Source organism: Azomonas macrocytogenes (genome assembly GCF_014191985.1).
GTDB lineage: Bacteria > Pseudomonadota > Gammaproteobacteria > Pseudomonadales > Pseudomonadaceae > Azomonas > Azomonas macrocytogenes.
The window spans coordinates 14,826-40,880 of sequence record NZ_JACHXI010000011.1; the positions used below are offsets into that span (position 1 = coordinate 14,826).

The 26,055-nt window shown below is 53.0% G+C and carries 22 protein-coding genes and 2 pseudogenes; 14 read left to right on the plus strand and 10 right to left on the minus strand.

Annotated elements, in window-relative coordinates:
• The first annotated feature begins 66 nt into the window (after window positions 1-66).
• The 3 genes from serS to FHR87_RS11415 all read left to right on the plus strand — a co-directional run bounded on the left by serS (window position 67) and on the right by FHR87_RS11415 (window position 3,676).
• Window positions 67-1,347 carry a serine--tRNA ligase gene (gene serS, locus FHR87_RS11405; RefSeq protein WP_183166858.1) on the plus strand — a complete coding sequence of 427 codons (1,281 nt, stop codon included), beginning with the start codon at window positions 67-69 and terminating at the stop codon, window positions 1,345-1,347.
• A gap of 94 nt (window positions 1,348-1,441) precedes the next feature.
• Complete coding sequence (gene cysG, locus FHR87_RS11410) at window positions 1,442-2,848, plus strand: siroheme synthase CysG (RefSeq protein WP_183166859.1); 1,407 nt, start codon at window positions 1,442-1,444, stop codon at window positions 2,846-2,848.
• A gap of 228 nt (window positions 2,849-3,076) precedes the next feature.
• Window positions 3,077-3,676: a hypothetical protein gene (locus tag FHR87_RS11415; protein WP_183166860.1), complete on the plus strand. Its 600-nt coding sequence runs from the start codon at window positions 3,077-3,079 to the stop codon at window positions 3,674-3,676.
• Between the two features lie 47 nt (window positions 3,677-3,723).
• Here FHR87_RS11415 and FHR87_RS11420 read toward each other — a convergent pair.
• A pseudogene (locus FHR87_RS11420) lies at window positions 3,724-3,999 on the minus strand (termination factor Rho); the annotation flags it as partial.
• Window positions 4,000-4,097: 98 nt separating this feature from the next.
• The gene (locus FHR87_RS11425) at window positions 4,098-4,244 is read right to left on the minus strand and encodes a hypothetical protein (RefSeq protein ID WP_183166861.1); all 147 of its coding nucleotides are present in this window, start codon (window positions 4,242-4,244) and stop codon (window positions 4,098-4,100) included.
• A gap of 176 nt (window positions 4,245-4,420) precedes the next feature.
• On the opposite strand from FHR87_RS11425, the pseudogene FHR87_RS11430 reads away from it, so the two are divergent.
• Together FHR87_RS11430 and FHR87_RS11435 are read left to right on the plus strand one after the other, a co-directional pair.
• A pseudogene (locus FHR87_RS11430) lies at window positions 4,421-4,519 on the plus strand (IS66 family transposase); the annotation flags it as partial.
• 74 nt (window positions 4,520-4,593) lie between these two features.
• Complete coding sequence (locus tag FHR87_RS11435) at window positions 4,594-4,851, plus strand: DUF2789 family protein (protein ID WP_183166862.1); 258 nt, start codon at window positions 4,594-4,596, stop codon at window positions 4,849-4,851.
• Window positions 4,852-5,205: 354 nt separating this feature from the next.
• Here FHR87_RS11435 and FHR87_RS11440 read toward each other — a convergent pair whose 3' ends face one another.
• Window positions 5,206-6,897 (minus strand): cation:proton antiporter domain-containing protein, encoded by a 1,692-nt coding sequence (locus FHR87_RS11440; protein WP_183166863.1) that lies wholly within the window; start codon window positions 6,895-6,897, stop codon window positions 5,206-5,208.
• A gap of 206 nt (window positions 6,898-7,103) precedes the next feature.
• Between FHR87_RS11440 and acuR the strand changes: the two genes are divergently transcribed.
• The 3 genes from acuR to FHR87_RS11455 all read left to right on the plus strand — a co-directional run bounded on the left by acuR (window position 7,104) and on the right by FHR87_RS11455 (window position 10,081).
• Window positions 7,104-7,736 carry an acrylate utilization transcriptional regulator AcuR gene (gene acuR, locus FHR87_RS11445; protein ID WP_183166864.1) on the plus strand — a complete coding sequence of 211 codons (633 nt, stop codon included), beginning with the start codon at window positions 7,104-7,106 and terminating at the stop codon, window positions 7,734-7,736.
• Between the two features lie 48 nt (window positions 7,737-7,784).
• A complete protein-coding gene (acuI, locus tag FHR87_RS11450; protein ID WP_183166865.1) occupies window positions 7,785-8,768 on the plus strand; it encodes an acrylyl-CoA reductase (NADPH) in 984 nt (327 codons plus the stop codon).
• Between the two features lie 338 nt (window positions 8,769-9,106).
• Window positions 9,107-10,081, plus strand: coding sequence for a L,D-transpeptidase family protein (locus tag FHR87_RS11455; protein ID WP_183166866.1), 975 nt, complete (start codon window positions 9,107-9,109; stop codon window positions 10,079-10,081).
• A gap of 80 nt (window positions 10,082-10,161) precedes the next feature.
• On the opposite strand, the gene FHR87_RS11460 is transcribed toward FHR87_RS11455, so the two are convergent.
• Window positions 10,162-10,422 carry an Lpp/OprI family alanine-zipper lipoprotein gene (locus FHR87_RS11460; RefSeq protein WP_183166867.1) on the minus strand — a complete coding sequence of 87 codons (261 nt, stop codon included), beginning with the start codon at window positions 10,420-10,422 and terminating at the stop codon, window positions 10,162-10,164.
• A gap of 432 nt (window positions 10,423-10,854) precedes the next feature.
• Between FHR87_RS11460 and FHR87_RS11465 the strand changes: the two genes are divergently transcribed.
• Window positions 10,855-11,130, plus strand: a complete 276-nt coding sequence (locus FHR87_RS11465; RefSeq protein ID WP_246336015.1) for a GNAT family N-acetyltransferase — start codon at window positions 10,855-10,857, stop codon at window positions 11,128-11,130.
• 50 nt (window positions 11,131-11,180) lie between these two features.
• On the opposite strand, the gene FHR87_RS11470 is transcribed toward FHR87_RS11465, so the two are convergent.
• The gene (locus FHR87_RS11470; RefSeq protein WP_183166868.1) at window positions 11,181-12,257 is read right to left on the minus strand and encodes a 3-deoxy-7-phosphoheptulonate synthase; all 1,077 of its coding nucleotides are present in this window, start codon (window positions 12,255-12,257) and stop codon (window positions 11,181-11,183) included.
• 375 nt (window positions 12,258-12,632) lie between these two features.
• On the opposite strand from FHR87_RS11470, the gene cysB reads away from it, so the two are divergent.
• Window positions 12,633-13,607: an HTH-type transcriptional regulator CysB gene (gene cysB / locus FHR87_RS11475; RefSeq protein ID WP_183166869.1), complete on the plus strand. Its 975-nt coding sequence runs from the start codon at window positions 12,633-12,635 to the stop codon at window positions 13,605-13,607.
• A 91-nt stretch (window positions 13,608-13,698) separates the two neighbouring features.
• Here cysB and zipA read toward each other — a convergent pair whose 3' ends face one another.
• From zipA to FHR87_RS11490, 3 genes are all read right to left on the minus strand, one after another.
• Window positions 13,699-14,538 carry a cell division protein ZipA gene (zipA, locus tag FHR87_RS11480; RefSeq protein ID WP_183166870.1) on the minus strand — a complete coding sequence of 280 codons (840 nt, stop codon included), beginning with the start codon at window positions 14,536-14,538 and terminating at the stop codon, window positions 13,699-13,701.
• Between the two features lie 181 nt (window positions 14,539-14,719).
• Window positions 14,720-18,211, minus strand: a complete 3,492-nt coding sequence (gene smc / locus FHR87_RS11485; RefSeq protein ID WP_183166871.1) for a chromosome segregation protein SMC — start codon at window positions 18,209-18,211, stop codon at window positions 14,720-14,722.
• A 183-nt stretch (window positions 18,212-18,394) separates the two neighbouring features.
• The gene (locus tag FHR87_RS11490) at window positions 18,395-18,922 is read right to left on the minus strand and encodes a hypothetical protein (protein ID WP_183166872.1); all 528 of its coding nucleotides are present in this window, start codon (window positions 18,920-18,922) and stop codon (window positions 18,395-18,397) included.
• A 126-nt stretch (window positions 18,923-19,048) separates the two neighbouring features.
• Here FHR87_RS11490 and FHR87_RS11495 point away from each other — a divergent pair, with 126 nt between their 5' ends.
• The 3 genes from FHR87_RS11495 to FHR87_RS11505 all read left to right on the plus strand — a co-directional run bounded on the left by FHR87_RS11495 (window position 19,049) and on the right by FHR87_RS11505 (window position 22,542).
• The gene (locus FHR87_RS11495; RefSeq protein ID WP_183166873.1) at window positions 19,049-19,543 is read left to right on the plus strand and encodes an LEA/WHy family protein; all 495 of its coding nucleotides are present in this window, start codon (window positions 19,049-19,051) and stop codon (window positions 19,541-19,543) included.
• A 5-nt stretch (window positions 19,544-19,548) separates the two neighbouring features.
• Window positions 19,549-19,749, plus strand: a complete 201-nt coding sequence (locus FHR87_RS19220; RefSeq protein WP_183166933.1) for an SEC-C metal-binding domain-containing protein — start codon at window positions 19,549-19,551, stop codon at window positions 19,747-19,749.
• Between the two features lie 243 nt (window positions 19,750-19,992).
• The gene (locus tag FHR87_RS11505; RefSeq protein ID WP_183166874.1) at window positions 19,993-22,542 is read left to right on the plus strand and encodes a penicillin acylase family protein; all 2,550 of its coding nucleotides are present in this window, start codon (window positions 19,993-19,995) and stop codon (window positions 22,540-22,542) included.
• A gap of 10 nt (window positions 22,543-22,552) precedes the next feature.
• Here the strand turns inward: FHR87_RS11505 and tsaA are convergent, their stop codons facing one another.
• Together tsaA and rimO are read right to left on the minus strand one after the other, a co-directional pair.
• Window positions 22,553-23,257, minus strand: a complete 705-nt coding sequence (gene tsaA / locus FHR87_RS11510) for a tRNA (N6-threonylcarbamoyladenosine(37)-N6)-methyltransferase TrmO (RefSeq protein ID WP_183166875.1) — start codon at window positions 23,255-23,257, stop codon at window positions 22,553-22,555.
• Between the two features lie 79 nt (window positions 23,258-23,336).
• Window positions 23,337-24,686, minus strand: coding sequence for a 30S ribosomal protein S12 methylthiotransferase RimO (rimO, locus tag FHR87_RS11515; protein WP_183166876.1), 1,350 nt, complete (start codon window positions 24,684-24,686; stop codon window positions 23,337-23,339).
• Window positions 24,687-25,438: 752 nt separating this feature from the next.
• On the opposite strand from rimO, the gene FHR87_RS11520 reads away from it, so the two are divergent.
• Window positions 25,439-25,705: a phage holin family protein gene (locus FHR87_RS11520; RefSeq protein ID WP_183166877.1), complete on the plus strand. Its 267-nt coding sequence runs from the start codon at window positions 25,439-25,441 to the stop codon at window positions 25,703-25,705.
• Window positions 25,706-26,055 lie beyond the last annotated feature (350 nt).

Here is a 26,055-nt window from a genome sequence, read left to right on the forward strand (position 1 = left end):
GGTCGCAATCCAAGTAAACTTTCATCTACATTTTCCTAATCCAAGCTCAATAGAACGAGAATCCTCATGCTTGATCCAAAACTGGTACGTACCCAGCCAGAGGCCGTGGCGCAGCGCCTCGCCACTCGTGGTTATCAGCTGGACGTGACGCGTATCGAAGCGTTGGAGTCGCAGCGTAAAACCGTGCAGACACGTACCGAGCAGCTTCAGGCCGAGCGCAATGCTCGCTCCAAAAGTATTGGCCAGGCCAAACAGCGAGGTGAAGACATTGCCCCGCTACTTGCTGAAGTGGATCGCATGGGTTCTGAACTGGATTCGGCCAAACGTGAGCTGGAATCCATCCAGGCGGAGCTGGATGCGCTGTTGCTGGAAATTCCCAATCTACCTCATGAATCGGTACCCGTCGGCAAGGATGAAGAGGAAAACCAAGAGGTTCGCCGCTGGGGTACGCCGCGTCGTTTCGAGTTCGAGGTCAAGGATCATGTTGCCCTTGGTGAGCAGCATGGCTGGCTCGATTTCGAAACTGCCGCCAGGCTTTCTGGTGCGCGCTTCGCGTTGCTGCGCGGTCCGATCGCCCGTTTGCATCGGGCGCTTGCCCAATTCATGCTCGACCTGCATATACGCGAGCATGGTTATGAGGAAGTCTACACGCCGTATCTGGTACAGGCTGCAGCGCTTCAAGGAACAGGTCAGCTGCCGAAGTTCGAGGAAGATCTGTTCAAGATCAGCCGGGAAAAGGAGGCCGATCTTTACCTGATTCCAACGGCTGAAGTTTCACTGACCAATATCATCGCGGGCCAGATTCTCGATGCGAAGCAGCTACCCATGAAGTTTGTGGCCCACACTCCTTGTTTTCGTAGCGAGGCGGGGGCTTCCGGACGGGATACTCGTGGCATGATTCGCCAGCATCAATTCGATAAAGTCGAGATGGTGCAAATCGTTGAACCGGACAAATCTTTCGCTGCGCTCGAAAGTTTAACAGCCAACGCCGAGCGGATTCTCCAGGCACTGGAGTTGCCTTATCGGGTTCTGGCTCTTTGTACCGGTGACATGGGGTTCGGCGCTACCAAGACCTATGATCTGGAAGTCTGGGTTCCGAGCCAGGATAAGTATCGCGAAATTTCTTCCTGCTCCAATTGCAGTGACTTCCAGGCGCGGCGTATGCAAGCGCGTTACCGTAATCCAGAGACCGGTAAACCGGAGCTGGTGCATACCCTCAATGGCTCGGGCCTGGCCGTTGGTCGGGCACTGGTCGCAGTGTTGGAAAACTACCAGCAAGCCGATGGCAGCATCCTGGTGCCGCAGGCCTTGCAGCCTTACATGAACAATCTGGATGTTATCGGCTGATAGCCGAAAAGGGCTGCTGAACACAGCATCGACAATCCTGGCCGGACACAGCTGTCTTACAGCTTTTCTGGCCCCAGCCAGCCAGCGAACTTCCATGAATTACCTTCCGCTTTTTCATAATCTGCAAGGACGTACCGTTTTGATCGTTGGCGGTGGCGAGATTGCTTTGCGCAAGGCGCGGCTCCTGGGCGATGCCGGTGCAGTACTGCGTGTAGTCGCACTCGAAATCGATCGGGAACTGGTGGGACTTGTAGCCTTGCAGAAGGGAGAATGTCGGCAGCGAGAGTACGCTCCTCAGGATCTTACCGGATGTACCTTGGTTATTGCGGCTACCAATGATCATTCGTTGAATCGCCAGCTTTATGAAGATGCGACTGCTCTTTGTATTCCGATAAACGTAGTGGATGCACCAGCCTTGTGCACTGTAATTTTCCCCGCCATCGTCGATCGTTCCCCATTGTTGATCGCCGTTTCCAGTGGCGGTGAAGCGCCGGTATTGGCTCGACTGATCCGGGCCAGAATTGAAAGCTGGATTCCAGCGGCCTATGGCCAGTTGGCTGTACTGGCGAGTAAATTCCGGGCTCAAGTAAAAGCTTCGCTGTCCAATGTTCAGCAACGGCGAATTTTCTGGGAAGAGGTTTTTCAAGGCAATATTGCCGAGCGTGTCCTAGCCGGACGGCAAGCTGAAGCTGAGCGTCTGTTGGTAGAGAAGCTTACTGGAGCTGGTGTGCAGCATGCCGGCGAGGTGTACTTGGTTGGTGCCGGGCCCGGTGATCCTGACCTGCTGACGTTCCGGGCCCTGCGACTTATGCAGCAAGCTGATGTAGTGCTCTATGATCGATTGGTGGCACCAGCCATCATCGAATTATGCCGTCGCGATGCGCAGCGAATCTATGTTGGCAAGCGTCGTGCCGATCACGCCTTGCCGCAGGAGCAGATCAATCAGCAATTGGTTTGCCTGGCTCTGGAAGGCAAGCGGGTTTTGCGCCTCAAGGGTGGCGACCCTTTCATTTTCGGAAGAGGTGGCGAGGAAATCGAAACGCTGGCTGCCCACGGCATCCCATTCCAGGTCGTGCCAGGCATCACAGCAGCCAGTGGTTGCGCTGCTTATGCTGGTATTCCACTGACTCATCGGGATTATGCGCAGTCGGTGCGCTTCGTCGCCGGACATTTGAAGGATGGTAGCTGCGATCTGCCTTGGAACGATCTGAGTACGCCTGGGCAGACTCTGGTCTTCTATATGGGGCTGGTAGGACTGCCTTTGATCTGTCGTCAATTGATTGCCCATGGCCGTGCTGCCGCCACTCCCGCCGCTCTTGTGCAGCAAGGTACTACCACCAGTCAACGAGTCTTCAGCAGCACACTCGCGGATCTTCCCGAACTGATCGGCAAGCATGACGTACGTGCTCCGACGTTATTGATCATCGGTGAGGTCGTCAGCTTGCGCGATAAACTCGCCTGGTTCGAAGGAGTGCGCTCATCCGCTTCTTTGGGAGAATGACCAAGCGCTTTTTGAGGTCACTTGAGCGCTTCGCCAGTTGTTGATATCGAATGCCCAGACGACAGAGCTTGATCAAAGCATCAACTAACTTAAAAGCACTGCTGTCCGATCTACTAAGGGCAAGGCCAAAATGGCAAGAAATACGAAGGTGAATTTAGCTTGGCCTACCCTGATATTGATCTGATTTTTCAGGTGCAGCGCACTTGATTTCGAGTTTATGGGAGGGCTATGAGTGAGTTCGCCACGTTTTGGATGGCCAATTGGCTGGGTTTTTTCCTTTTTATTTTGATATTGGCGATAGCAGGGTATCTATACAAAGCATCTCGAGAAGCATCAACGAGGTCGATCAAGGATTATCACGCCTTTAAGGATACGTATCGGCGCGATTTCTCTGCGCTTGGCACGAAAGTCAAGAGTCTCGAAGAGAAAAGCGAGAGTTATCAAGACGACCAAAAACGTATAGAAAGACAAATTGCCGAGCTACAAACATCCATTGAGGATTTGGCTATACGCTTTGCAGCCGATGAAAAAGGTTATCGAAGCCTCAAGGTCGGCGTTAAAGAGCACGTTACCGAGCTGAAAACGCTCATTGAAGTCCTTGGCTCAGAAGTGGATAAATCATACGAGCGTTTCAACAAACTCAGCGATGCGCTTGAAGATGTTGAAGTGACTATTCGAAGCCCTGATTTTGCGCAGGTTGAAAGCTGGAAGTTGGTCAATAGCGCGCTTGATAGCCATGGCCTTCACCTACAGAATATCGACAAGCTTGTGCGGGATATATCTCGACGGGTACCTTTGATTATGTCGGAGCATGAGCATAACGAGTGAATACGGTATTAAAAGCTCGGTCGCTATGTTTTATTTTATCAGTCATTTTTGTTTTGCGTTTGCGCTGCAGTATTTGGCGAGTGCCCATGTTTGGTTGCTGAGGCGCGCTGGACAGAATCCTTGCGATCAGCACTTTTAGCCGCATCACTCTTTTGAGTGCCAGAGCCGTTTTTTTCTCCACCCCCCGATTGTTTGTTAACCGTAGCCCAAGCGCGTGCTTCAGCTTCATTTTTCGAAATGCCTTTGGCTTCATAACTTTCTTCAATGTGTTCGGCTTGGCGTTTCTGTTTATCGCTATAAGCTGATTTATCTCCACGTGGCATGGTGGTTTCCTCTCTCAATCATTTCTCTTACTTCTCTAACGATAACAGTGCCGTGCCTGCCACTGAAGGGCAGCGGCAGGTGCAGGCGTCACTGACCGCTACGGTGAAATAGGATCACTGGCTGGAAAAGTATCTTCCAAGGCTTTATCGAGCTGATCTTCCGTGTCCTTTTCTGGTTTTCGCTCAAGGTTTTTCTTTTCTTTTTCGCTTGGTTTATGCGTCTTCCGCTTGCTGCTGTCGTTCATGCTGTCCCCCTCAATAGAATGAACCTGATCTTTAGGCCATTGATCATGGTTCAGAGTTCGAGGAAAAGTGCGATTAGCTCCGCCAAACCGTTCAGGCGGCTTGTAAACCCAATGACAAATGAAGCAATAGTGCCGATGGGATGAAGATTTTGTGGGAATGAAAAAAGAAGAACCTTTGGAACCGGTTCGAACGCTACGTGGAAGTCGGACACTTGTCGATCGACAACAACCGTGTCGAGAGTGCCATCAGACGCTTCGTCAACTGGCTACTCAGCGAATGGAGGTTATGAGCGCTGATTAGATATGGATGGTGTAACGATCCCTTCGTGATAACGATGAAGGAATAATTATGGAACTTCTAAATAAAAACCTCGGTACGCCGTTCGATCAACTTGGATTGGATTCCGACGCAGTTAGTATCGACACTTTTATTAGTAGCCATGTGACATTACAGAACGATATGAAAATATCGGAAGCTCCATTCTGGGCTGAAGCGCAAGCAGCTTTGCTGGAGGGCGATCTGGATGAAGACGCTGAATGGGCGCCTGTAGTGGATGATTTAAATGTACGCTTGCATGAGGTGCCTGCTTCTGTAAAGCATGTATAAGCTAGAGCAATGGCAAGAGTTTAGTGCGATACGGTTACTGGATCGAAATGGCTATTTGTAGCAGTTCGGTTTTCGTGTGCCCTGTTAATGGGGGAGATAATCTGTGAAAAATAGCTCACAGATTAAGCGTAAGCGCAGAGCATCTGACAGCGATTTCAAGCCGTGCAGATGCTCAAGGGGTAAAACCTGAAAATCCCCTGGTTCTGCGGGGACAGACAGTAGTTCGATGTCGAATCCAGCGATCTTGCCTTTGCTTGTCGGCTTTTACAACTGCACCAAGCCAAGGGAGGTTTTGTAATATTCCCTTTGCTCGGCATATAGCCGCACTTGTAAGAGCTATTGCGACACTACGCTTCAGGAAGCAAAACGCTCCAGAATATAGCTTCGCATGCTGCGAGCCAGCTCGTCATCGTCGAAAAAGACCTTGCCGATCGCCGATTTCTTGAAGATCTGCGCTGCGTCCGCGCTGTCTGTGCGGATTACGATTTCGATCTGCGGATTTAGCGTTTTGGCCGCATCTATCATGCGAGTTACATCGATCGGATCGGGAGTGGCGATTACCAGCATTGCGGCATCGGTGATATGGGCCTGAATCAATGTTGCCGGATCGGCAGCATTTCCGGTTACTGCGGCAATGTCCAGTTTTCGGATGGCCTCGACCAGTTCGCGGTTCTGTTCCGCAACCACAAATGGAATATTACGCGATTGCAAAGCTTCGGCGATGCGCTGTCCCACACGGCCATAGCCTACGATAACCACTTGACCACTCAAGTATTTCTGTTCGGTAGCCATTGGCAGGACGGCTAGGGGATCTTCACGATGTTCCATGCGTCGCGCTAGGGCCGAACGTCGCAGAACCATATCGTTCAGAGGTTCGATGGCTTTGAAGAGTAGAGGATTGAGTGCGATAGAGATCAGCGCACCGGCAAGAATCAGACTCAAGCCTTCCTGAGGCATCAGGCCGAGGGAAATGCCGAGGCCTGCCAGAATAAAGGAAAACTCGCCAATCTGCGCCAGGCTGGCGGATACGGTGAGTGCCGTATTCAGCGGATAACGGAACAGTATGACCAGGACAGCGGCAGCTATTGCTTTGCCTATTATGATGATGGCAATCACAGCCACTACACTCAGCGGTTTTTCTAGCAGTATATGTGGGTCGAATAACATGCCGACGGATACGAAAAACAGCACTGCGAAAGCATCTCGCAGTGGTAGTGATTCTTCTGCGGCACGATGGCTCAGGTTCGATTCGCGCATTACCGTACCGGCAAAAAATGCGCCGAGGGCGAAGGATACGCTGAATAGAGCTGCGGCTCCGTAGGCAATGCTGATGGCTGTGGCAATAACGGACAAGGTAAACAGTTCCCGCGAACCGGTACGGGCAATCTGCAGGAGCATCCAGGGTAGTACACGGCGTCCGACAATAAGCATTAGTGCGATGAAGGCAGCAACCTGTAGGAGGGTTTGCCCGAGCGTCAACCAAAGTGGTTCGGTGGTTTCCTCTACTGCGACTCCACCCAGGACGCTAGCCAGGGACGGAAGCAGCACAAGGACCAGAACTGTAGCCAGGTCTTCCACCACTAACCAGCCGACCGCAATTTTTCCATTTATCGAATCGAGCAGGTTGCGGGCTTCCAGAGCTTTGAGCAGCACCACTGTGCTGGCACAAGAAAGCGAAAGGCCGAAAACCAGCGCGGCACCCATATTCCAGTCCCACCAGGTCATCGCCAGCCACATACCTAGAAGCGTGGCGAGCCCCATCTGCACCACCGCGCCAGGAAGGGCAATCTTCTTTACTGCCAGCAGGTCATCGAGAGAAAAATGCAAGCCCACACCGAACATCAACAGCATTACACCGATTTCCGCAAGCTGGGAGGCTAGGTGTACATCAGCAACGAAACCGGGGGTGAAAGGGCCAAGGGTAATGCCGGCCAGCAAGTAACCGACTAATGCCGGAATATTCAATTTTTCTGCGGTAAAACCGAAAATCAAGGCCAGGCCAAAGCCTGTTGCCAAGGTGGTGATGAGGGGTACGTTATGTTCCATTCATGCTCCTTCGTCCTCTGAGTAATTATTAAAGAGACCATAACAGACCCATTTCGAGGCGCAATCTGTCCGGAAAAACTGGTAAAGATATTTCCACGCCGTTGCAAGGCACCTATTTGCTTGGCCCAACGGACAGGCAAGTCAAGAAAAGGGAGCCGATTTACTGCTATTGGTATTTTTAGGTGATCGGTCTATATTTATTCCCTATGAATACTCATGGTTCTCTACCTCGACGCGGCCGTCCTCCCAAGGTTTCCAGGGAGTATTCCGACACTCGCGAAGCATTGATTCGGATCGGTACTGCAGTGTTGACCGAGCAGGGGTTCGTCGCTACCGGGCTCGATGGTCTGCTCAAGCAGGTTGATGTGCCTAAGGGGTCTTTTTACCACTATTTCAAAAGTAAGGATGCCTTCGGCAGGGCGGTACTGGAGAGCTATGCCGTTTACTTTGCCCGCAAACTGGATCGCCGCCTGCTGGATGAATCCATGTCTCCATTGGAGCGAATCGGTACCTTTGTTGAAGATGCCAAGGCAGGCATGGTCAAGCACCAGTTTCGGCGTGGTTGTCTGGTCGGAAATCTCGGTCAGGAAGTAACTGTTCTGCCAGAAGGCTATGGTGACTTGCTGGAAGCTATTTTCGCAAGCTGGCAAGGTAGGATAGCGGCTTGCTTGAGCTTGGCCCAACAGTCCGGTGATCTGTCTGAAAAAGCCGATTGTATGGAGTTGGCTCAGTTTTTCTGGATTGGTTGGGAAGGTGCCGTCATGCGCGCAAGGCTCGTACAAAAAGTTGATCCACTGGATGTCTTTTTCAAGGTTTTCATGGCAGGCCTGCCACGCTGAGTTTTGATATCTGTTAATAGACGATCGGTCTAAATTGAGAGGATTCTAATGTTCAAAGCAGTCTTGATTGAAAAAGATGCCGAAGGCTATCGTCCTCATCTCGCCACGCTGGATGACACCCGCTTGCCGGCCGGCGATGTAACAGTGCGCGTGGAATACTCAACGCTCAACTATAAGGATGCCCTGGGGATTACCGGCAAGGGGCCTGTGGTGCGCGAGTTTCCAATGGTGCCGGGAATCGATTTGGCCGGTACGGTGGAAGACAGCAGTCATCCTGAATTCAAGAAGGGCGATGCAGTACTACTCAATGGTTGGGGGGTAGGTGAAAAGCATTGGGGTGGTTTGTCACAGAAGGCACGTCTGAATGGTAGCTGGTTGATTCCGTTACCCGAGAAGTTTTCTGCACGTCAAGCAATGGCCATTGGTACTGCCGGCTATACGGCTATGTTGTCGGTGCTGGCGCTGGAGCAGCATGGCGTTACTCCGGACAAAGGAGAAATCCTGGTGACCGGGGCCAATGGTGGGGTCGGCAGTTTCGCCATCGCATTGCTTGCCAGGCTGGGTTACAAGGTAGTGGCTTGCACCGGGCGCGTGAACGAAACGGAGTATCTGAAGAAGCTTGGTGCGGTAGAGATTCTGGATCGTGCAACCTTATCAGAGCCGGGGCGACCGCTTGGCAAAGAGCGCTGGGCCGGAGCTATCGATTCAGTTGGCAGTCACACCTTGGCCAATGTTTGTGCCTGCATCCGTTATGGCGGAGCTGTGGCTGCCTGCGGACTTGCGCAGGGCATGGATTTTCCTGCCAGTGTTGCGCCGTTTATCTTGCGTGGAGTGGCATTGCTAGGAATTGATAGTGTGATGCGCCCACGTGCTGATCGGATTGAGGCCTGGAAACGTTTGGGGGAAACGCTGGATCCTGCCCATTTGGAATATATTGGTCATGAAGTCGGGCTGGAGCAATCAATCCAATTGGCCGCAGATATGATTGCTGGCAAGGTACGTGGCCGAGTAGTTATCGATGTGAATCGTTAGTCTTTATTTGCCATTGCGGGATTTAAAGCCACCACCCATTCTCGAGTAACTACTCAACTATTACCAAGACAATCGAGTATATGTGGGGCAGGAGCCTATTTGTGGCAAGAATAAAGACCCGATAACAGCGTTGGAGGTTTGAGGCTGGACGAAAATGCAGTAGCTGGGACTTTTCGTTCAGCCTTCAGGCACGCAAGCGATATGGCTTTGCGTGTTTTCAGGATTCGACGCACAGGACAATCATTGGCGCCATATGTCTGGTAATGTCCGAGCCTTTACTCGGTGGTCGACTTATTGCTTACAATCCTCCCATTGCTACCGTGCCAAAGGTTTTCCCAATGCTGTTTCGTACTTCTTCAATCGCTTGCTGTCTATCGCTGGCTGCTTCGCTTCTGGCTGATCCTGCTATGGCATTGGAATTACAGTTACCGCCACAGGGCGATGACGTTGTTGGTCAGATACAGGTTGTCCAAGCGCAGTACAAAGATACTTTTGCCGAACTGGGTGAGCTCTACAATCTGGGCTATACGGAAATGGTTGCTGCTAACCCTGGCGTCGATCCATGGCTACCAGGGGAGGGGACGGATATCGTATTGCCGACCCGCTTTATCTTGCCACCTGGCCCGCGTGACGGCATTGTCATAAATTTGGCGGAGTATCGACTCTATTATTTTCCAAAGGGGGAAAATGTCGTCCATACTTATCCATTGGGAATCGGGCGGGAAGGTTGGTCGTCGCCTATAGCCATAACTAAAATTACCGCTAAAACACCTAATCCGGCATGGTATCCACCGCAATCGATTCGAGACGAGCACGCAGCCGATGGAGATCCACTGCCTAAGATCGTTCCGCCCGGGCCGGATAATCCCCTGGGGCCTTTCAAGTTCAATCTAGGCCTGCCTGGCTACCTTATCCATGGTTCCAATAAGCAATTCGGGATTGGCACGCGGGTAAGTCACGGATGCTTTCGAATGCTCAACTCTGACCTTCTTCACCTGGCAGGGATAGTCGGTGTAGGTACCAAGGTTCGTATCATCAACGAACCATACAAATTCGGGATGAGGGAGGGTAAGCTTTACTTGGAAGTGCATGCTCCTTTACAAGGGAAAGAGGGAAAAGAAGCCTCTTCTTTAATGGATAAGCATGCAAGCGTAGCCAATGAGCTACTTAAATATGATCAGGCGAAATCCAGCTTTCATCTGGATTGGGAAATAGTCCGCGATATTGTAGCAACTGAAGATGGATTGCCTGTTTCAATTGCCGAGCAGTCGCCTACCACCTTTGCTGGACAGGTCGCTACGCCCGGTACTTAGGCTTTTTACCGCTGTTTATCGGGTTACCGAAAGAAAAGCCGATCTTGCAGATCGGCTTTTTTATAAGCAGATAGCCTGGCTTATTTGCGGCTAGCACGATCCAGCATACGTAGAGCGCGCTCGTTGGCTTCGTCGGCAGTTTGTTGTGCTCTTTGGGCTGCAGACAAGGCTTCATCAGCTCTGCTGTAGGCTTCGTCGGCGCGAGCTTGGGCGCGGGCAGCGGCATCCTCGGTAGCAGTCAGACGAGATTCGGCTTCTTGTTTTGTTATGGTGTCGCTGCTGCAACCAGCAGCTAGAGCAGCAGCCAGAGCCAAGGCAGAAAGTTTAAAAACGTTATTCATTGCATTCCCCTTTTTCGTGGAGTTCCTAAAGCAACTTCTCATCAAGGAAGTTGGCGAGCCAATACTACCTATAAGTTTTAGTAAGTAAACTGAGGTAGTGCTCTGACAGGCTATTTTTCCTCTCCAAATCTTGACTTGATTAAAAAGTATTCAGATAACAACAAAAATACCAAAAATTTTCAAGAATATCTTGTCTTGGATTGCGATCCATATCAACGAATAAAGTTCATTTTTTATATAGTGCTTCGCTAGGTTTTAATATGTTCACATCTGGTTTTCGTCTATTTATTTCATTTTTGATTAAAAAATATACTTTTTGATCGATGTCTACCTGGCACGTCGAGTCGTAACATTTGTCCAAGCCTAGAGTGAGAATGGCGCTATTAATTATGCTAAACGAGGCTTTGTGCGGGCTGGTCTGCCAAAGGAGCGATGATGCAAAATTCAATAAGTCACAACCGCATAACCCATCAATTCGAGACGGTTATCGATGGGCACCGTGCTTATCTGGCGTATATGGATTTAGGAAAACAGACTCTGGACTTCTACCGAACATTTGTCCCGGATGAGCTGCGTGGCCGTGGCATCGCAGCTGCGCTGACAAGGGCGGCGCTGGAGTTTGCCGAGCAGGAAGGATATATCGTCATTCCCTCATGCTCGTATGTGGAACGCTACCTTGAGCGGGTGGAAAAGCGACTTAGTAAATAAGTCGATTGCGAAGATGCCAGGCAAGCTGGCACATTCCGATTTGAAGGTATTCAGTTACGCTTGCGTTTGACTAGCACGTCCTTGAGCTTGGCATGCATATCAAGCACGGCTTTTTCGGTCGTTTCCCAGCCGATACAGGCATCAGTAATCGATACCCCATACTTGAGTTGTGAGAGATCTTTTGGAATCGACTGGCTTCCCTGGCCTATATGGCTTTCTATCATGAGCCCGACAATCGAATCGTTGCCTTCGCAGATCTGGTTGGTGATATTGGTCATGACTAATGGCTGTAAAGCCGGGTCTTTGTTGGAGTTTGCATGGCTGCAGTCGATCATGATGTTCGGCTTGATTCCTGCTTTGGTCAGTTGTTGTTCGCAAAGCGTCACACTGACCGAGTCATAATTCGGTTTGCCATTACCTCCCCGAAGAACGACATGGCCGTAGGGGTTCCCCTTGGTTGTGACAATCGAGACGCTACCTGACTGGTTTATGCCAAGGAAGCGATGAGGGCGTGAGACTGACTGCAAAGCATTGATCGCTACCGTCAGGCTGCCGTCCGTACCATTTTTAAAGCCTACCGCCGAGGATAATCCCGAGGCCATCTCCCGATGAGTCTGGGATTCGGTCGTGCGTGCTCCGATAGCCGCCCAGGTAATCAGGTCTTGTAGATACTGCGGTGAAATAGGGTCTAATGCTTCAGTTGCAGTGGGTAAGCCCATTTCTGCGAGCTCGAGCAGTAAGCGGCGAGCAATGCGCAAACCGTCCTGAATCTTGAATGAATCATCCATATAAGGATCGTTGATAAGCCCTTTCCAGCCAACGGTGGTACGAGGTTTTTCGAAGTAGACGCGCATGATGAGAAACAGGCTGTCGGAAACCTGTTCCGCTAATGCTTTGAGTCGTTTGGCATAGTCATGGGCCGCTTCGATATCATGAATGGAGCATGGGCCGATCACGACGAAAAGCCGGTGGTCTGTGCCATCCAGAATGTTACGAACCACTTGGCGAGCCTGAGACACGTTTGCCTCGGCTGGTTCGCTTAAGGGAAGCTCCGCTTTCAGTTCTTCCGGCGTGATCAGTGTTATGTTGGAGTCGATGTTCAAGTCATTGATTGGTAAGTCAGCCATTATGTTACTCATCAGGTCGCGATAGCCTTATATGGGCTAGCTGAATAATTCGAAAAAATGACCCTATGGGTAGAGCCGGACGAGCCTCAAGATGATACTCGTTTGCCCTGTCAATAGGGGAAACCGATCTATGAGTGATACTAGGTGAGGCAGTTTGCGCAGTGCCTGGCCTTGGCGTAATTCTCTGGGGTTCTGCTACGCTCTTTGAATAGATGATTTGGCAAATATAGTTTGCTGGAGTTCGGTTGTCACAGCCGGTTGGAGCGCTGGACTCGCATTATTTTTAAATTTCAAACAGATATAATATTTACAAAAAAACTCTCTAAGGGTTATAAGTGGGCTCGCAAACGATTCATCATATTTTTGGGAGCCTCTATGAAGCTTCAGCAGTTGCGTTATATCTGGGAAGTTGCACACCATGATCTGAATGTGTCGGCTACTGCTCAAAGCCTTTATACGTCCCAGCCTGGTATCAGCAAGCAGATACGGCTTCTCGAAGATGAGCTCGGAGTAGAGGTCTTTGCCCGGAGCGGAAAACACCTTACCCGCGTTACGCCAGCAGGGGAGCGCATTATCGCGACAGCGGGAGAAATTCTGCGTAAATGCGAAAGTATCAAGCAGATCGCTCAGGAGTTTTCCAATGAGAAGAAGGGTACCCTGAGTATCGCCACTACTCATACTCAAGCTCGCTATGCGCTGCCGTTGGTCATCGGCGATTTCATCAAGCAGTATCCCGATGTTTCTCTGCATATGCATCAGGGAACGCCTATGCAGATAGCCGAGATGGCTGCTGATGGAACCGTGGATTTTGCCATCGCTACCGAAGGGTTAGAGCTTTTCGGTGACCTGATCATGATGCCTTGCTACCGTTGGAATCGATGCGTCATTGTCCCCAAGGGGCATCCTCTAAGCCAGATCGAAACCTTGACTCTGGAGGCCTTGGCCGAGCATCCGATTGTTACTTATGTTTTTGGATTTACTGGCCGTTCCAAGCTTGATGAAGCATTTTGCCGACACAACCTCGTTCCTAAAGTAGTCTTCACAGCGGCAGATGCGGATGTGATCAAGACTTATGTTCGCCTTGGGCTGGGTGTTGGGATCGTTGCCCGTATGGCAGTGGATAGCGAGCTTGATTCGGATCTGACCATACTGGATGCCAGTTCGCTTTTTGAAGCCAGCATTACCAAAATCGGCTTTCGCCGTGGAACCTTCCTGCGTGGGTTCATGTATGACTTCATCAAGAATTTCGCTCCACATCTGACTCGCGACGCAATCGACGGGGCTATCAAATGCCATAACAAGACCGAACAGGAAGAGCTTTTCAGAAATATAGAGCTACCTATCTACTGACGATATCCAGGCCTCAATACTTAATAATTGCTGATTTCGTAAAATCAGGTTTCCGCGTTGAATAAAGGGTGATCTAGATGACGATTACTCATTAACGTTTCAGCGTCATCTGGCGGCGTTCGAATTCGGCGATACGTTGGCGATAGTGTTCGATGGTCTGGGCCGTCAGAACACTGCGCTGATCGTCCTTCAGTTCGCCGCTGAGCTCCTGGGATAGCTTGCGAGCTGCAGCGATCATGAGATCGAACGCTTGCTTGGGATGGCGCGGGCCTGGCAATCCAAGGAAGAAACTGACGGCTCGTGTCGTGAAGTGATCGATATCATCCAGATCGAACGTACCTGGTTTGACTGCATTGGCCATAGAGAACAGGATTTCGCCATTGCCGGTCATGCTTTCATGGCGATGAAAGATATCCATTTCACCGAAACGCAAGCCACTTTCCAGAATATTCTGCAGTAGGGCAGGGCCTCTGAAGCCAGTCGGCTCGCGAGAAATTACATTGATGACAAGTACTTCCTCTATTGGTGAGGGGCCACTCTTGTCGTGTTCTTCCTTTTCTTCGTAATCGTGAAAATGGTCGTTCTGAATCGGTTCAATTCGCATGGACGAGGTTTCATTATGCGTGCCGATACGATATTCATCATGCTTGCTGGATTCGCTGCTGTGAGATCTTTGATGACCATGGGTGCTCAAGGAGGGCATGTCATGAATGTCGAGAGTGGGGTCTTGCTGGCGGACTATCCGAGCCGGCCCCAGCAATTCGTCTGTATTCTCGCCACTATCTTCCTCTTGCTGGTCGGCAACGTTGCGCTCAAGCTGGAATTTCAATTTTCCCTTTCCGCCTCTCATGCGACGCCAGCCATCGAAAAGAATGACTACGATGACCACTATACCGACAACGATCAGCCATTCGCGCAGACCGATTTCCATTAATAACCTCTGAATCCAATGATGATTGCGCCACAACGACCTCATCCAAGAGGGGCCTGCGCAGGAAATTATTTCTAAACTAGCATGGCAAACGGCTCTTTTGTACCGTTTGGATGGCCTCTGAAGATTGCTCCAACAAGAAAATATTAACTTGGTGAACCATCTATGATCGACGTTGCCTTCATTGGTTCGATGCCAGAGAGGCTGCTTCTTCGATATCGACCGTTACCAGGCGAGAGCAGCCCGGTTCATGCATGGTTACCCCCATCAGCTGATCTGCCATCTCCATGGCGATCTTGTTATGAGTGATGTAAATAAATTGCACAGTCTGCGACATCTCTTTCACCAATTTTGCATAGCGACCAACGTTTGTGTCATCTAGCGGCGCGTCTACCTCATCCAGCATGCAGAAGGGAGCTGGATTCAGCTGGAAGATAGCGAACACCAGCGCTAAGGCCGTCAGGGCTTTTTCTCCTCCTGAAAGCAGGTGAATGGTGCTGTTTTTCTTGCCGGGAGGCCGTGCCATGATCGCAACTCCGGTATCGAGCAAGTCTTCGCCGGTAAATTCCAGGTAGGCCGTTCCTCCACCGAATACCTTGGGGAAAAGCGCTTGTAGCCCACCGTTGATTTTGTCGAAGGTATCCTTGAAGCGGTTGCGAGTTTCCTGATCGATCTTGCGGATTACATTTTCCAGGGTCTGCAAGGCCTCGACCAAATCGTCGTTCTGCATATCCAGATACTGCTTGCGTTCGGACTGTTGCTGGTATTCGTCGATAGCTGCCAGGTTGATGGGGCCGAGGCGCTGGATACGCATGGCCAGGTTTTCCAGCTCGGTTTTCAGGTTGCTTTCTGTGCTATCTGGCGCGAGGTTGACGAGTACGGTGTGTAGGTCGTAGCCCTCTTGGCGCAATTGTTCTTGTAGTGTCTTGCCTTGGATATCCAGAGCTTGCCATTCCAAGCGCTGTTTCTCCAATTGGCTGCGCAATAACTGGGCCTGCTGTTCGGCATTGGTTCTTCGCTTTTCGTCATCGCGCAGCTTGAAATCGATATTTTCCAGCGTTTGGCGGGCCTGTTGCACCTCTTCCTCGGCAACCATGCGGTGTTCGAGAAGTTCCTCCAGCTTGATCCGCAGCTCTTCCAGTGGTGCATTGCCTTCATCAAGGCTCAGGCAGAGCTGTTCATGCCATTCATTGGCTCGTTCGAACTGTTGCTGCAAACGTTCCAGCGATTGCCTGAGCGAGCCGTACTGCGCCTGCAGTGAGCCGAGGCGAACCGCAAGCTGATGAGCATGATCTTTGTGCTGTCGTGCTTCCTGGCGGATGCGATCCAGATGCTCACGCAGTCGCTCCCGCTCGGTTTGCAGTTTTTCGCGTTGTTCGCAGGCTTGCTCCATTGCATCCAGGGCCGCTTGCAATTGCAGGCGAGAGTCGCCTAAATGTTCGGTTTCCGTAATGCGTTGTGTCGCTATTTCCTGTAGTTCTTCATCCAGACGCTGCTGGCGCAGGGTCAGTTGTTCGTAGCGGGCCTGATGGGCGGATAGCTGCGCTTTGATTTCAGCCTGGCGTCGCGATTCCTGTTGGATGCGCTGGCGCAATTGTTCGCGCATTTCCTGATGGTGCTGTTGTATTTCGCGTAACTCGGCCAGATTCTGTTCGAGGTCTTCCTGCCTGAGGCTGCGCGTACTGCGTTCTTCGTGCAGATGCTCAAGCTCTTGTCCTCGTGCCAGTAAACCGGATTCTGCTCGATTCGCACGTCGTATGCACAGCGAATACCGACCGATCCAGTGACCATCGCGAGTGATCAACGTCTCGCCGTCACGTAGTGAAGCGCGTTCGGCGATGGCCTGTTCCAGCGATTCCACCGGTCGTATCTGGGCCAACCATGGCGACAGGTCATGCTGCGAGTCGACTTGACCCAGCAAGCCATTCACTGGTCGCAGAATTCGTTCGGCGGGGCTGAGCAGCCGCAGTTCGCCTTCTTCGAAAGTGGACAGATCGAATGCCGTGAAGTCGTCCAACAGAACGGCCTGAAGATCGTTGCCCAGCACGGTTTCAACAGCCAGTTCCCAACCAGGCTCCACTCGTAGCTCTTCGGCCAGGCGCGGATGTTTGGCCAAACCGTTGTCCTGTAGCCATTCAGCAACTCCCTTGCCGGGATTCAATGCCGCTTGCTGCAAGGCTTCCAATGAAGCAATACGACCCTCCAAGCGTTGCAGTTCTCCCAGGTTGTCCTGTTGGGTCTGCGCTGTTTCACGCAAGTTGTTGTGCAATTGCGCAAGATGTTCTTCCTGATCAGCTTCGGTAGCAGTCAGTTCCTCAAGATGCAATTCGCTGATTGCCAATTGTTCGCGCGATTCGGTGATAGCCGCATCTTCAGGATCGGCGCCCAGCAAGCCGCGCTCGTTCTCCAGGCGATGTTGCCGATTGGCCAGTTGCTCAAGGTTTTGCTCCAGTTGGCGGATCAATGACTGCTGGACTTCGGCGGTTCGTTGCGGTTCGGCACTGTGCTGGCTGAAGCTATCCCAGCGTTCCTGCCAGCTGTGCATGGCTATTTCTGCCTCATCGAGGCTGGCTGAGGCTTCCTCTGCCGTCGCCTTGGCCAACTCGTGTTCGGGTTCGAGGGAATGTATTTCCTCTTCGAGCGCTGCCAGTTGGAGGTGATCCTGTTCCAGATGAGCGGTGGTTTCCTGGCGTGCTCGTTCCGCTTCGCGCAAATCTTCCGCCAGTTGGCGCAAGCGCTGCTGCCCATGCTGGATATTCTGTTCGACCCGGGCGATATCCCCGCCAACTGAATAAAAGCGGCTTTGGGCTTGATTGAAGCGTTCAGATAGTTCGTGATGACTATCGCGTATATGCTCGATGCTGGCATCGGCATTACGCTGTTCGGCAATCAGGGCTTCGAGCGCTGTTTCCTGCCCGATGATGACTTGCTGATACTGGTGGCTTTGCTCGTCGAGAGTGCGCCAACGCAAGGCGATCAATTGGGCGGTGGCCTGGCGTTCGTCTGCCTTGTACTGCTTGTATTTCTCGGCCGCTTGGGCCTGGCGGTGCAGGCGTTCGAGCTGTCGTTCCAGTTCTTCGCGCAAATCGCCCAGGCGCGCCAGGTTTTCCAGGGTTCGCCGAATGCGATTCTCGGTTTCCCGGCGGCGTTCCTTATATTTGGAAATGCCGGCGGCTTCCTCGATGAAGTTGCGTAGATCCTCTGGTTTGGCTTCGATCAGTTTGGAGATCATGCCCTGTTCGATGATCGAGTAACTACGCGGACCGAGGCCGGTACCCAGGAAGATATCGGTGATATCGCGACGCCGGCATTTGATGCCATTGAGAAAGTAGGTGTTCTGCGCATCGCGGGTGACCCGTCGGCGAATGGAAATTTCCGCAAACGCTGCATATTCGCCGACCAGTGTGCCGTCCGAGTTGTCGAAAACCAGCTCGATACTGGCCTGGGTAACCGGTTTGCGGGTATTGGAGCCATTGAAAATGACATCAGTCATCGACTCGCCCCGCAGGTTCTTGGCCGAGCTTTCGCCCATGACCCAGCGCACCGCATCGATGATGTTGGATTTTCCGCAGCCATTGGGACCGACCACTGCGGCCATGTTGCTGGGGAAGTTGGCCGTAGTGGGATCGACGAAGGATTTGAAGCCTGCGAGTTTGATACTTTTCAGGCGCATGGGGTCGTTTCGGTAACAATCAGCATGCGGTGGAAAACCGGGTAGTCGTCGCCATACGGGTCGTGGGATCTTGTGCAAGATGATGCGTGGGGGCGCAGTCTAGCATGGTGGTTTTTGCTTGAAGAATTTGTATGGAAAACCTGGGCCAGGGCCGGTTTTGGCACGGTTGACAGGTCTTTCCCATTAATCCAGAAGATGCAAGTGGCTGATATCTGGAAGCGGCATGCTTGATGCCAGAGGCAGCTGGCCCAGGTCGCTGCCGACAGGCGCCAGGGTGAACCCGGAAAGATCCAGTTGCGGGCTTGCCACAAGCGGTTGTTGCCGCTGTAGATCGCTATCGGCTGGGGCAAGGCCGAAGTCGGGAGCGATGACGTTCCGAAAGGCAGCCATATACTCATCCCGGGGTATAACTTCGAGGTGGCCATCGTTCGATGAGGTCGATCTCGAGGTTTCAACCGGTGGCGCAGTGAGTTCGATAGGCGTAGGCATGACGCAGACATCGACGTGTGCGCCGGCGCGTTGCAAGGCAGCGTGGTATTTTTCGGCGGATTCTTGATCCAGGTTATGTTTGATCACGACCCTGTGCCCGGAAAATAGCGCTTCGATTCGCTGTGCATCGCATTGGAACAAGCGCATCAGGTTAGCTTTGACTTGTTCTGGCTGTACTTTGGGTAGCAATTGGCCGGAAAAAGCAATCTCATAGCGAGTCATATCCTTGTTCCTTCGATACTTTGGTGGCGGCAACTTGTCTCAGGGCTGACGCATGCGCAAACTATTTTTTTCCTGTAAGCCGATTGTAGCCTCTTGATAAACTGCAGCACTGCTCGGAGTAGGTAAATGCTGGCCATGCTACAAAAACGACTATTGAAAACATGGCTCCTGCTTGGTTTGCTGTTATGCCTTCCGGGGTGTTCCGGTTGGCTTTCCGGGCGCTTTGAGAACCCGAATGTCGAGTTGACGGATGTCGACGTGATCAAGGCTCGCCTGCTGGATCAGGAGTTTCTACTGCGCTTTCGCATTGATAACCCCAATGATCGTAGTCTGCCGATACGTGGGCTTAATTATGTGGTAAGGCTTGGTGAAGTGAAGCTTGCCAGTGGTGAAACTGATTCCTGGGCCTATATTCCTGCCAATGGCCACGCCTTTTATGAGGTGCCGGTGCATACTTCGCTCTGGAAAGACCTGAAGCATCTGGTACGGCAACTGGAAAAACCCAAACAGCCGATTCGCTACACACTGGATGGCGAGCTGAAAACCGGTTTGATGTTTCGTCGCCAGGTACCCATCAGCCGGAGTGGGGAAATAACTCCCGGCAAATTCATCCCGAAGTGATCTGCATAAACCAGAAACACCCTGTACATGGTCAGGGTTGCGACCATGAACAGGATCATCACCATGCCCATGGTCCACATTGCAAGCATGACCAGGAACCAGTGCGCAATCCGTTGAGAGATATCGGGCGTAGCGATCTCTGTCCATGTGGCAGCCAGAAGACATTCAACCTTCAAGAAATATCACGGTACCTGATTCGTTCATGAGCTTATGCGTCGATTCTCGCTCGGCGATTACCTGGACTCGGCAGCCGGGTGCGGTATGAATTCCCGGTCCGCTTGAAGCGCTGATATTTACCCATCGCCCGAAAACTGCCTCTGTATTTCACATGATTTCTCCTGCACGGGTCCGTCCTGGCCGGGTGAGATTGTGAACTGTGACCAAGTCTCGCGACGGTTCGTCGTTTTCCCGCTTTCCTTACCTGCCAACCCGCACAGGAATTACTCCCGATGCTCTTGCGTGTGTCTTCTGCCCTGAACCGCCTTACCTTGGCGACTGCATTCAGTGTGTTTGGTCTGTCCGGTTGCGAAAACTATCTGGACAAGCGTTACGAGAGCACTCTGCCTCCCGACCAGGGTTCCTTGGCGCTGGTCGGCCTTGAAGATGCAGTGAGCGTTCGGCGCAACACTTTTGGCATGCCGCTGATCGAAGGCAAGAGTTTTCACGACGCGATATTTGCTTTGGGCTATGTGCATGCCAGTGATCGTCTGAGCCAGATGATTACCTTGCGCTTGACCGCTGAAGGCCGCCTGGCCGAGATGGTTGGTCCGGGTGTGCTGGATCTCGACCGCTTTATGCGTGCGCTGAATCTGAAACAGAGCGCAAAGATCCTTTATCGCAATGCTTCGCCACGCTTGCGCCTGTTGTTCGAGGTGTATTCGCGGGGGGTCAATGCCTACATCTACCGCCACCAGGATAAGTTACCAATGGATTTGGCTGCTTCTGGCTACCATCCGGACTATTGGCAGCCTGAGGACTCGGCACTGGTGTTCTGTCTGCTGAATGTCGGTCTCTCGGTGAATCTGCAGGAAGAAATTGCTGCGTTGATTCTGGTGCAGAGGGTTGATGCGAAGCGGCTCGCCTGGTTGTTGCCGACTTATCCCGACGAACCGCTACCCTTCGCTGAAGCGGAGAAGCTTGAAGGGCTCACGCTGTCCGGGCAAGTTCCCGGCCTTGCTGCGCTTGAGCGAACAACTGGGTTAATGGCGCAATTGAATCCTCTGGGGGTTGCCGCTTCCAATGCCTGGGCGATTGCCGGGCGCAACAGCACCAGCGGCAAACCGATTCTGGCCAACGATACTCATTTGCTGCTATCCATGCCGTCGTACTGGAATTTCGTGCAGATCCGCTCGCCCATTTTTCAGGGAGCAGGTATCACTATTGCCGGTATTCCAGCCATCATTGCCGGTTTCAACGGCAAGGTCGCCTGGGGCATGACCATGGTCATGGGTGACAATCAGGATCTGTTTCTCGAACAAGTCCGCCGGGAGGGTGGTCGCCTCCTGTATTTGGCTGATGGTGAATGGCAAGCGGCGCCCGAGCGTCAGGAAACTTTTTTCATCAAGGGGCAGCAGCCGATTCGCGAAACGCTTTATGAAACCCGCAATGGCCCGTTGCTCAATGACGTTCTGGGGGCACGCCAGCACGCCATCCAACCGCTGCCACTGGCCAGCAGCTACGGTCTGGCGCTCAAGAGCGTTCCACTCGATGATGACCAATCGCTGGATGCTTTCTTCGATCTGTCACGCACAAAATCTCTCGAACAGGCTTTTGCCGCCGCTCGCAGGATTCGCACGCCAGCGCTGAACATGCTGCTGGCCGATGAAAACAGCATCGGCTGGCAGATCACCGGGCGTTTTCCCAATCGCCGCCAGGGGCTGGGATTGGTTCCTTCGCCCGGTTGGGACGATCGTTACGGCTGGGATGGTTTTGCCGACCCCATGCTGCATCCCTACGATCAGGATCCGCCGCAGGGCTGGCTCGGCAACGCCAACCAGCGCAGCGTCGCTCGTGGCTATGGTATGCAGTTGTCCGCCTCCTGGTATTACCCGGAGCGCTACGAGCGTCTGGCCGAACTGGCTGCAGCGGGCAAGCAGGACATGCGCAGTACGATTGCCATGCAATATGACCAGGTCACGAGCTTTGCCGGCAAACTCAAGACGATGCTGCAAGCACCGGGCATGGCGAAGCCGCTCGCCCAGGCCATTGCCGCGCTGCGCGAGGATGAAAGGCACAAAGCTGGCGAAGCGTTGGATAGGCTGTTGTCTTTCGATGGCAGGTTAGCGGTGGCCTCGGCGGACGCTGCGTTGTACGAAGCCTTCCTTCACCAGAGTGCGCGCGAGATCTTTCTCGATGAGCTTGGTCCGGAAGATTCGCCAGCCTGGCGGGCGCTGGTACAGGCCTCCAGCTTTTCCTACTCGGCGCAGGCCGATCATTTATTGGGGCAGGAAGACAGCCCGTTCTGGGATGATCGGAAAACCTCGCAACAAGAAGACAAGCCGGCCATCCTGGCTCGCAGTCTCGTTGCCGCAGTCACCTTCCTGGAGACACGCTTGGGCAGCGATCGCAAAAGCTGGCAGTGGGGCAAGCTGCATACCTATACCTGGGCCAGCGGCCCGACCCAGCTTGCACCTCACATGAGTGCGACCCAGCGCGCCGGCATTCAGGCGATTCAGGGCTATCTCGACCGCGGTCCGTACCCGGCTGGAGGCGATCATGACACGTTGAATGCATCGGCCTATCGCTGGGGTGAAAGCTTCGATACCTGGTTGATCCCGGCGATGCGGATCATCGTCGATTTCGGTCGCGACGAGCCATTGGTGGGTTTGAATAGCTCCGGCCAATCCGGTAACCCGGCGAGTCCGCACTATGCCGACGGTATCGACGCCTGGATGAAAGGGCAGTACATGAGCTTTCCATTCAAGCCTGGCAATCAGGAGCGGATCTATGGCAGCAAGCGTCTGTTGCTGATGCCGGAACAACAGCCCGCACGGCGCTGATTTTGGAGCGTCACCGCTGCGGTGCAGCGTCGATCACTTCCAGTACCTTGATTCGCTCCGGCGACGGATAATGCCAGCGCACGTCCACATCCCAGAAGCGGGTACCGTAGCGCCGCTGCGGTTCGGGAGTCTGATAGGCGGGGCGCGGGTCCTGGCTCAGGCATTGTTCGATCAGTTCCACCAGCGGCTCGCCCAGGCGCTGAGCTACGGCATAAGCCTGGAATCGGGCGTTTTCGTCCCACTCGACGCTGATTCGCTCAGGCTCGCGTTCCGCCATGCCGTTATGCGCATTGGGTAAAGCATCGGCATACGGCACGTAGGGCTTGATATCTAGTACAGGTGTGCCGTCCAGCAGATCTATGCCAGATAGCCAGAGCCTGCCGGGTTCGATTCGTTCCAGTTTGACGACGGACTGGCCGATACCGTTGGGGCGATGCGTCGAACGTGTGGCGAATACCCCGACCATACGATTGCCGCCCAGGCGCGGAGGGCGTACCCGCAAGCGCGGCTGGCTTTCCAGCGTCTGGTGAAAGAGAAACAACAGCCAGACATGGCTGACCTGTTCAAGCCCTTCCAGCGCCTGTGCCTGGTCGAAAGGAGCGATCAATTCCAGTACGCCACGGGCAGCCGGAGCCAAGTGTGGCTGCCGGGGAATCGCGAATTTCTCCTGAAAGCAGGAACGCACATAGCCGATGGGGGAAACGCTATGGATCATGGCTGTGGTTTCGTGGAATTTGCCGGGCTTGCGTAACGGCGGGAAAGCCCAGGAATAGTTGGGCTTTGATTGTGGAGTTTCAGATCATGTCGGCCCAAAGATCGTACTCGTCGGCATCGAAGACCCGGGCCCAGACCATGTCGCCAGGTTTCAGATTCAGGTTGTCGATATAGACGTTGCCATCGATGTCCGGTGCATCGCCCCAGGAACGGCCAATGGCGCCTTCGTCGTCGACTTCGTCGATCAGCACCTGGATTTCCTTGCCGATCTTGCGCTGCAGGCGTGCAGCGCTGATGGTTTGCTGATGCGCCATGAAGCGTTCCCAGCGCTCCTGCTTGACCTCTTCCGGCACTGCACCTTCGAGCTCGTTGGCTGGCGCACCGTCCACGGCGGAGTACTGAAAGCAACCAACCCGATCCAACTGCGCTTCGCTCAGCCAGTTCAGCAGATACTGGAAGTCTTCCTCGGTTTCACCGGGAAAGCCGACGATAAAGGTGGAGCGGATGGTCAGATCCGGGCAGATCTCTCGCCATTTTTTGATGCGCGCCAGCGTCTCGTCCTCGAACGCCGGGCGTTTCATCGCCTTGAGGATTCTTGGGCTGGAATGCTGGAAGGGAATATCCAGATAAGGCAGGAGCTTGCCGGCCGCCATCAGCGGAATCACGTCATCCACGTTGGGGTAGGGATAGACGTAGTGCAGGCGCACCCAGACGCCCATGCGCGCCAGCGATTCGCATAGCTCCAGCATGCGTGTTCGGGTCGGCTGGCCGGCCCAGAAATCAGTCTTGTACTTGAGGTCTACGCCGTAGGCACTGGTGTCCTGCGAAATCACCAGCAGCTCCTTGACGCCTGACTCGACCAGGCGTTCGGCTTCGACCAGCACCTCGCCGGCCGGTCGGCTGACCAGCTTGCCACGGATCGATGGGATGATGCAGAAGCTGCAGCTATGGTTGCAACCTTCGGAAATCTTCAGGTACGAGTAGTGCCGTGGAGTCAGCTTGATACCTTGCGGCGGAACCAGATCGACGAAGGGATCGTGATCGGCTTTCGGCGGTATCACTTCATGCACGGCATTCACTACTTGCTCGTACTGCTGTGGCCCGGTAACGGTCAATACGCGAGGATGGACATCGCGAATGGCGCTTTCGGATACCCCCATGCAGCCGGTGACGATCACCTTGCCGTTTTCTGCCAGCGCCTCGCCGATGGCATCCAGCGATTCCGCCTTGGCGCTGTCGATAAAACCGCAGGTATTGACCACTACTACATCGGCATCCTGATAACTCGGGACGATCTGGTAGCCCTCGACGCGCAGCTGCGTCAGGATGCGCTCGGAGTCGACCGTCGCCTTGGGACACCCGAGCGATATCATACCTATACTGCCCACATATCCGTTTTTTGGCTTTTGGGAGTCGGTGGGTTTGGTCATGATAGGTACTGTCTCGAGTGTGATGTATGAATGAAATTGGCGCGAGAGTATATAGCTATTTACGGTTTTCAGATCCGCGTCAGGCGACGGGTCACAGCGCCGATCGTCAGATGCAATATGTGCTGAGAGGGGCTCAGGATAAGGGTTTGGCGCTTGATGAATCACTTTTGCTGTGCGATGAGAGGCTATCGGCCTATTACCATCGGCACCTAAAGTAAGGTGCACAGGGAACTTTTTTACAAGCTATTGATCAAGGACGGATTGCGCCGGGATCGATTCTGGTGCTTGAGAGGTTGGTCCGACTGAGCCGAGCAGAGCCGAGATACAAGCCTATTTTATTTTTTATGAATCTGAACGGTGCGTCTGTCTGGATGCGACAAACCAAAATAGTGCGCTAATCCGTCTTCAGTTCGCGGGATCGTGAGTTGTGTTTTCGATTTGAAATACCCAAAGCGGGTTTAGTTAACAAATCTATCCAGGCCTCGCCATCGTGCGGGGCTAATGAGAGGGTCCCCCACACCCTGCGAGGGTTACGCTTTCGCAGGGTGTTTTATTTATCAATCTTGGCAAGCACAGCTTCCATCTGCATGGGCAAGCCAAACACCCACAGCCGGAATGTTCGGCGCAGGTGTTGCCGGTTTTAGCCGGGATCGAACCAATTGATCTCTCAGGTCTATCAGCATTTATTGCATCTGCCTTGGTCGTAACTGTAACGCTCGCGCGGGCAGTTCCGGAGGAAAAGGAGGAGACCAATGGCTAGCCTGCTGACCTGGATCACTGTCGTACTGGGCATCGTTACGTTTATCCGACTGCTCGCCTACCAGAGACGTGGAGCCAGATTCCGCTGCGACGTGAATATCATGGCGATCATGGCCTGCATAACTGCAGCGGTGGAGATCCGGATCGGGACGTTCGTGGTTCTGGTCACAGCATGGCTGATGATTGTCATGCATACAGTGTTGGCTATCGGGTTATTTAAGATTAGGGGAAACCCGGCTCCGGTGTTTGGTGGCTCGTGATGGCTCAGTCTAATTTTGCAGTTCGCCTAAAAGTGGCCTGGTGGGTAAAGCCTTACGTACGCTTGATCACGCTTATGCATCGGCTGACTGGACGCGAAGTGGATTTGAACCGCATGGCGGAGCAATGCAGGCGTGGAATAAAGGTCGAGATAGAGGCCTGATGGATGATCGAGATTGCATCAAGCGACGGACGGAGCAGTGCGCTTTCGCGTTGAGGCCAAGGAATTCCGAGGGCAGTTGGCGAAGCTAAAGAGCTGGAGCGTAACCAATTGCCGTTTGCCATGGCGCTGGAATTACCTTTACGCCGGATTCGAATATCGCGATGACAATTTTGCTGCCACGGCAAAGCT

Coding starts and splice junctions, on each gene's coding strand:
- FHR87_RS11520 (WP_183166877.1), top strand. CDS start 25,439: ATGGCTAGCCTGCTGACCTGGATCACTGTCGTACTGGGCATCGTTACG.
- FHR87_RS11460 (WP_183166867.1), bottom strand. CDS start 10,422: ATGAATAACGTTTTTAAACTTTCTGCCTTGGCTCTGGCTGCTGCTCTA.
- FHR87_RS11505 (WP_183166874.1), top strand. CDS start 19,993: ATGCTCTTGCGTGTGTCTTCTGCCCTGAACCGCCTTACCTTGGCGACT.
- FHR87_RS11425 (WP_183166861.1), bottom strand. CDS start 4,244: ATGAACGACAGCAGCAAGCGGAAGACGCATAAACCAAGCGAAAAAGAA.
- FHR87_RS11455 (WP_183166866.1), top strand. CDS start 9,107: ATGCTGTTTCGTACTTCTTCAATCGCTTGCTGTCTATCGCTGGCTGCT.
- smc (WP_183166871.1), bottom strand. CDS start 18,211: ATGCGCCTGAAAAGTATCAAACTCGCAGGCTTCAAATCCTTCGTCGAT.
- FHR87_RS11495 (WP_183166873.1), top strand. CDS start 19,049: ATGCTGGCCATGCTACAAAAACGACTATTGAAAACATGGCTCCTGCTT.
- FHR87_RS11435 (WP_183166862.1), top strand. CDS start 4,594: ATGGAACTTCTAAATAAAAACCTCGGTACGCCGTTCGATCAACTTGGA.
- rimO (WP_183166876.1), bottom strand. CDS start 24,686: ATGACCAAACCCACCGACTCCCAAAAGCCAAAAAACGGATATGTGGGC.
- FHR87_RS11470 (WP_183166868.1), bottom strand. CDS start 12,257: ATGGCTGACTTACCAATCAATGACTTGAACATCGACTCCAACATAACA.
- FHR87_RS11440 (WP_183166863.1), bottom strand. CDS start 6,897: ATGGAACATAACGTACCCCTCATCACCACCTTGGCAACAGGCTTTGGC.
- acuI (WP_183166865.1), top strand. CDS start 7,785: ATGTTCAAAGCAGTCTTGATTGAAAAAGATGCCGAAGGCTATCGTCCT.
- serS (WP_183166858.1), top strand. CDS start 67: ATGCTTGATCCAAAACTGGTACGTACCCAGCCAGAGGCCGTGGCGCAG.
- tsaA (WP_183166875.1), bottom strand. CDS start 23,257: ATGATCCATAGCGTTTCCCCCATCGGCTATGTGCGTTCCTGCTTTCAG.
- acuR (WP_183166864.1), top strand. CDS start 7,104: ATGAATACTCATGGTTCTCTACCTCGACGCGGCCGTCCTCCCAAGGTT.
- FHR87_RS11465 (WP_246336015.1), top strand. CDS start 10,855: ATGATGCAAAATTCAATAAGTCACAACCGCATAACCCATCAATTCGAG.
- cysG (WP_183166859.1), top strand. CDS start 1,442: ATGAATTACCTTCCGCTTTTTCATAATCTGCAAGGACGTACCGTTTTG.
- FHR87_RS11490 (WP_183166872.1), bottom strand. CDS start 18,922: ATGACTCGCTATGAGATTGCTTTTTCCGGCCAATTGCTACCCAAAGTA.
- cysB (WP_183166869.1), top strand. CDS start 12,633: ATGAAGCTTCAGCAGTTGCGTTATATCTGGGAAGTTGCACACCATGAT.
- FHR87_RS11415 (WP_183166860.1), top strand. CDS start 3,077: ATGAGTGAGTTCGCCACGTTTTGGATGGCCAATTGGCTGGGTTTTTTC.
- zipA (WP_183166870.1), bottom strand. CDS start 14,538: ATGGAAATCGGTCTGCGCGAATGGCTGATCGTTGTCGGTATAGTGGTC.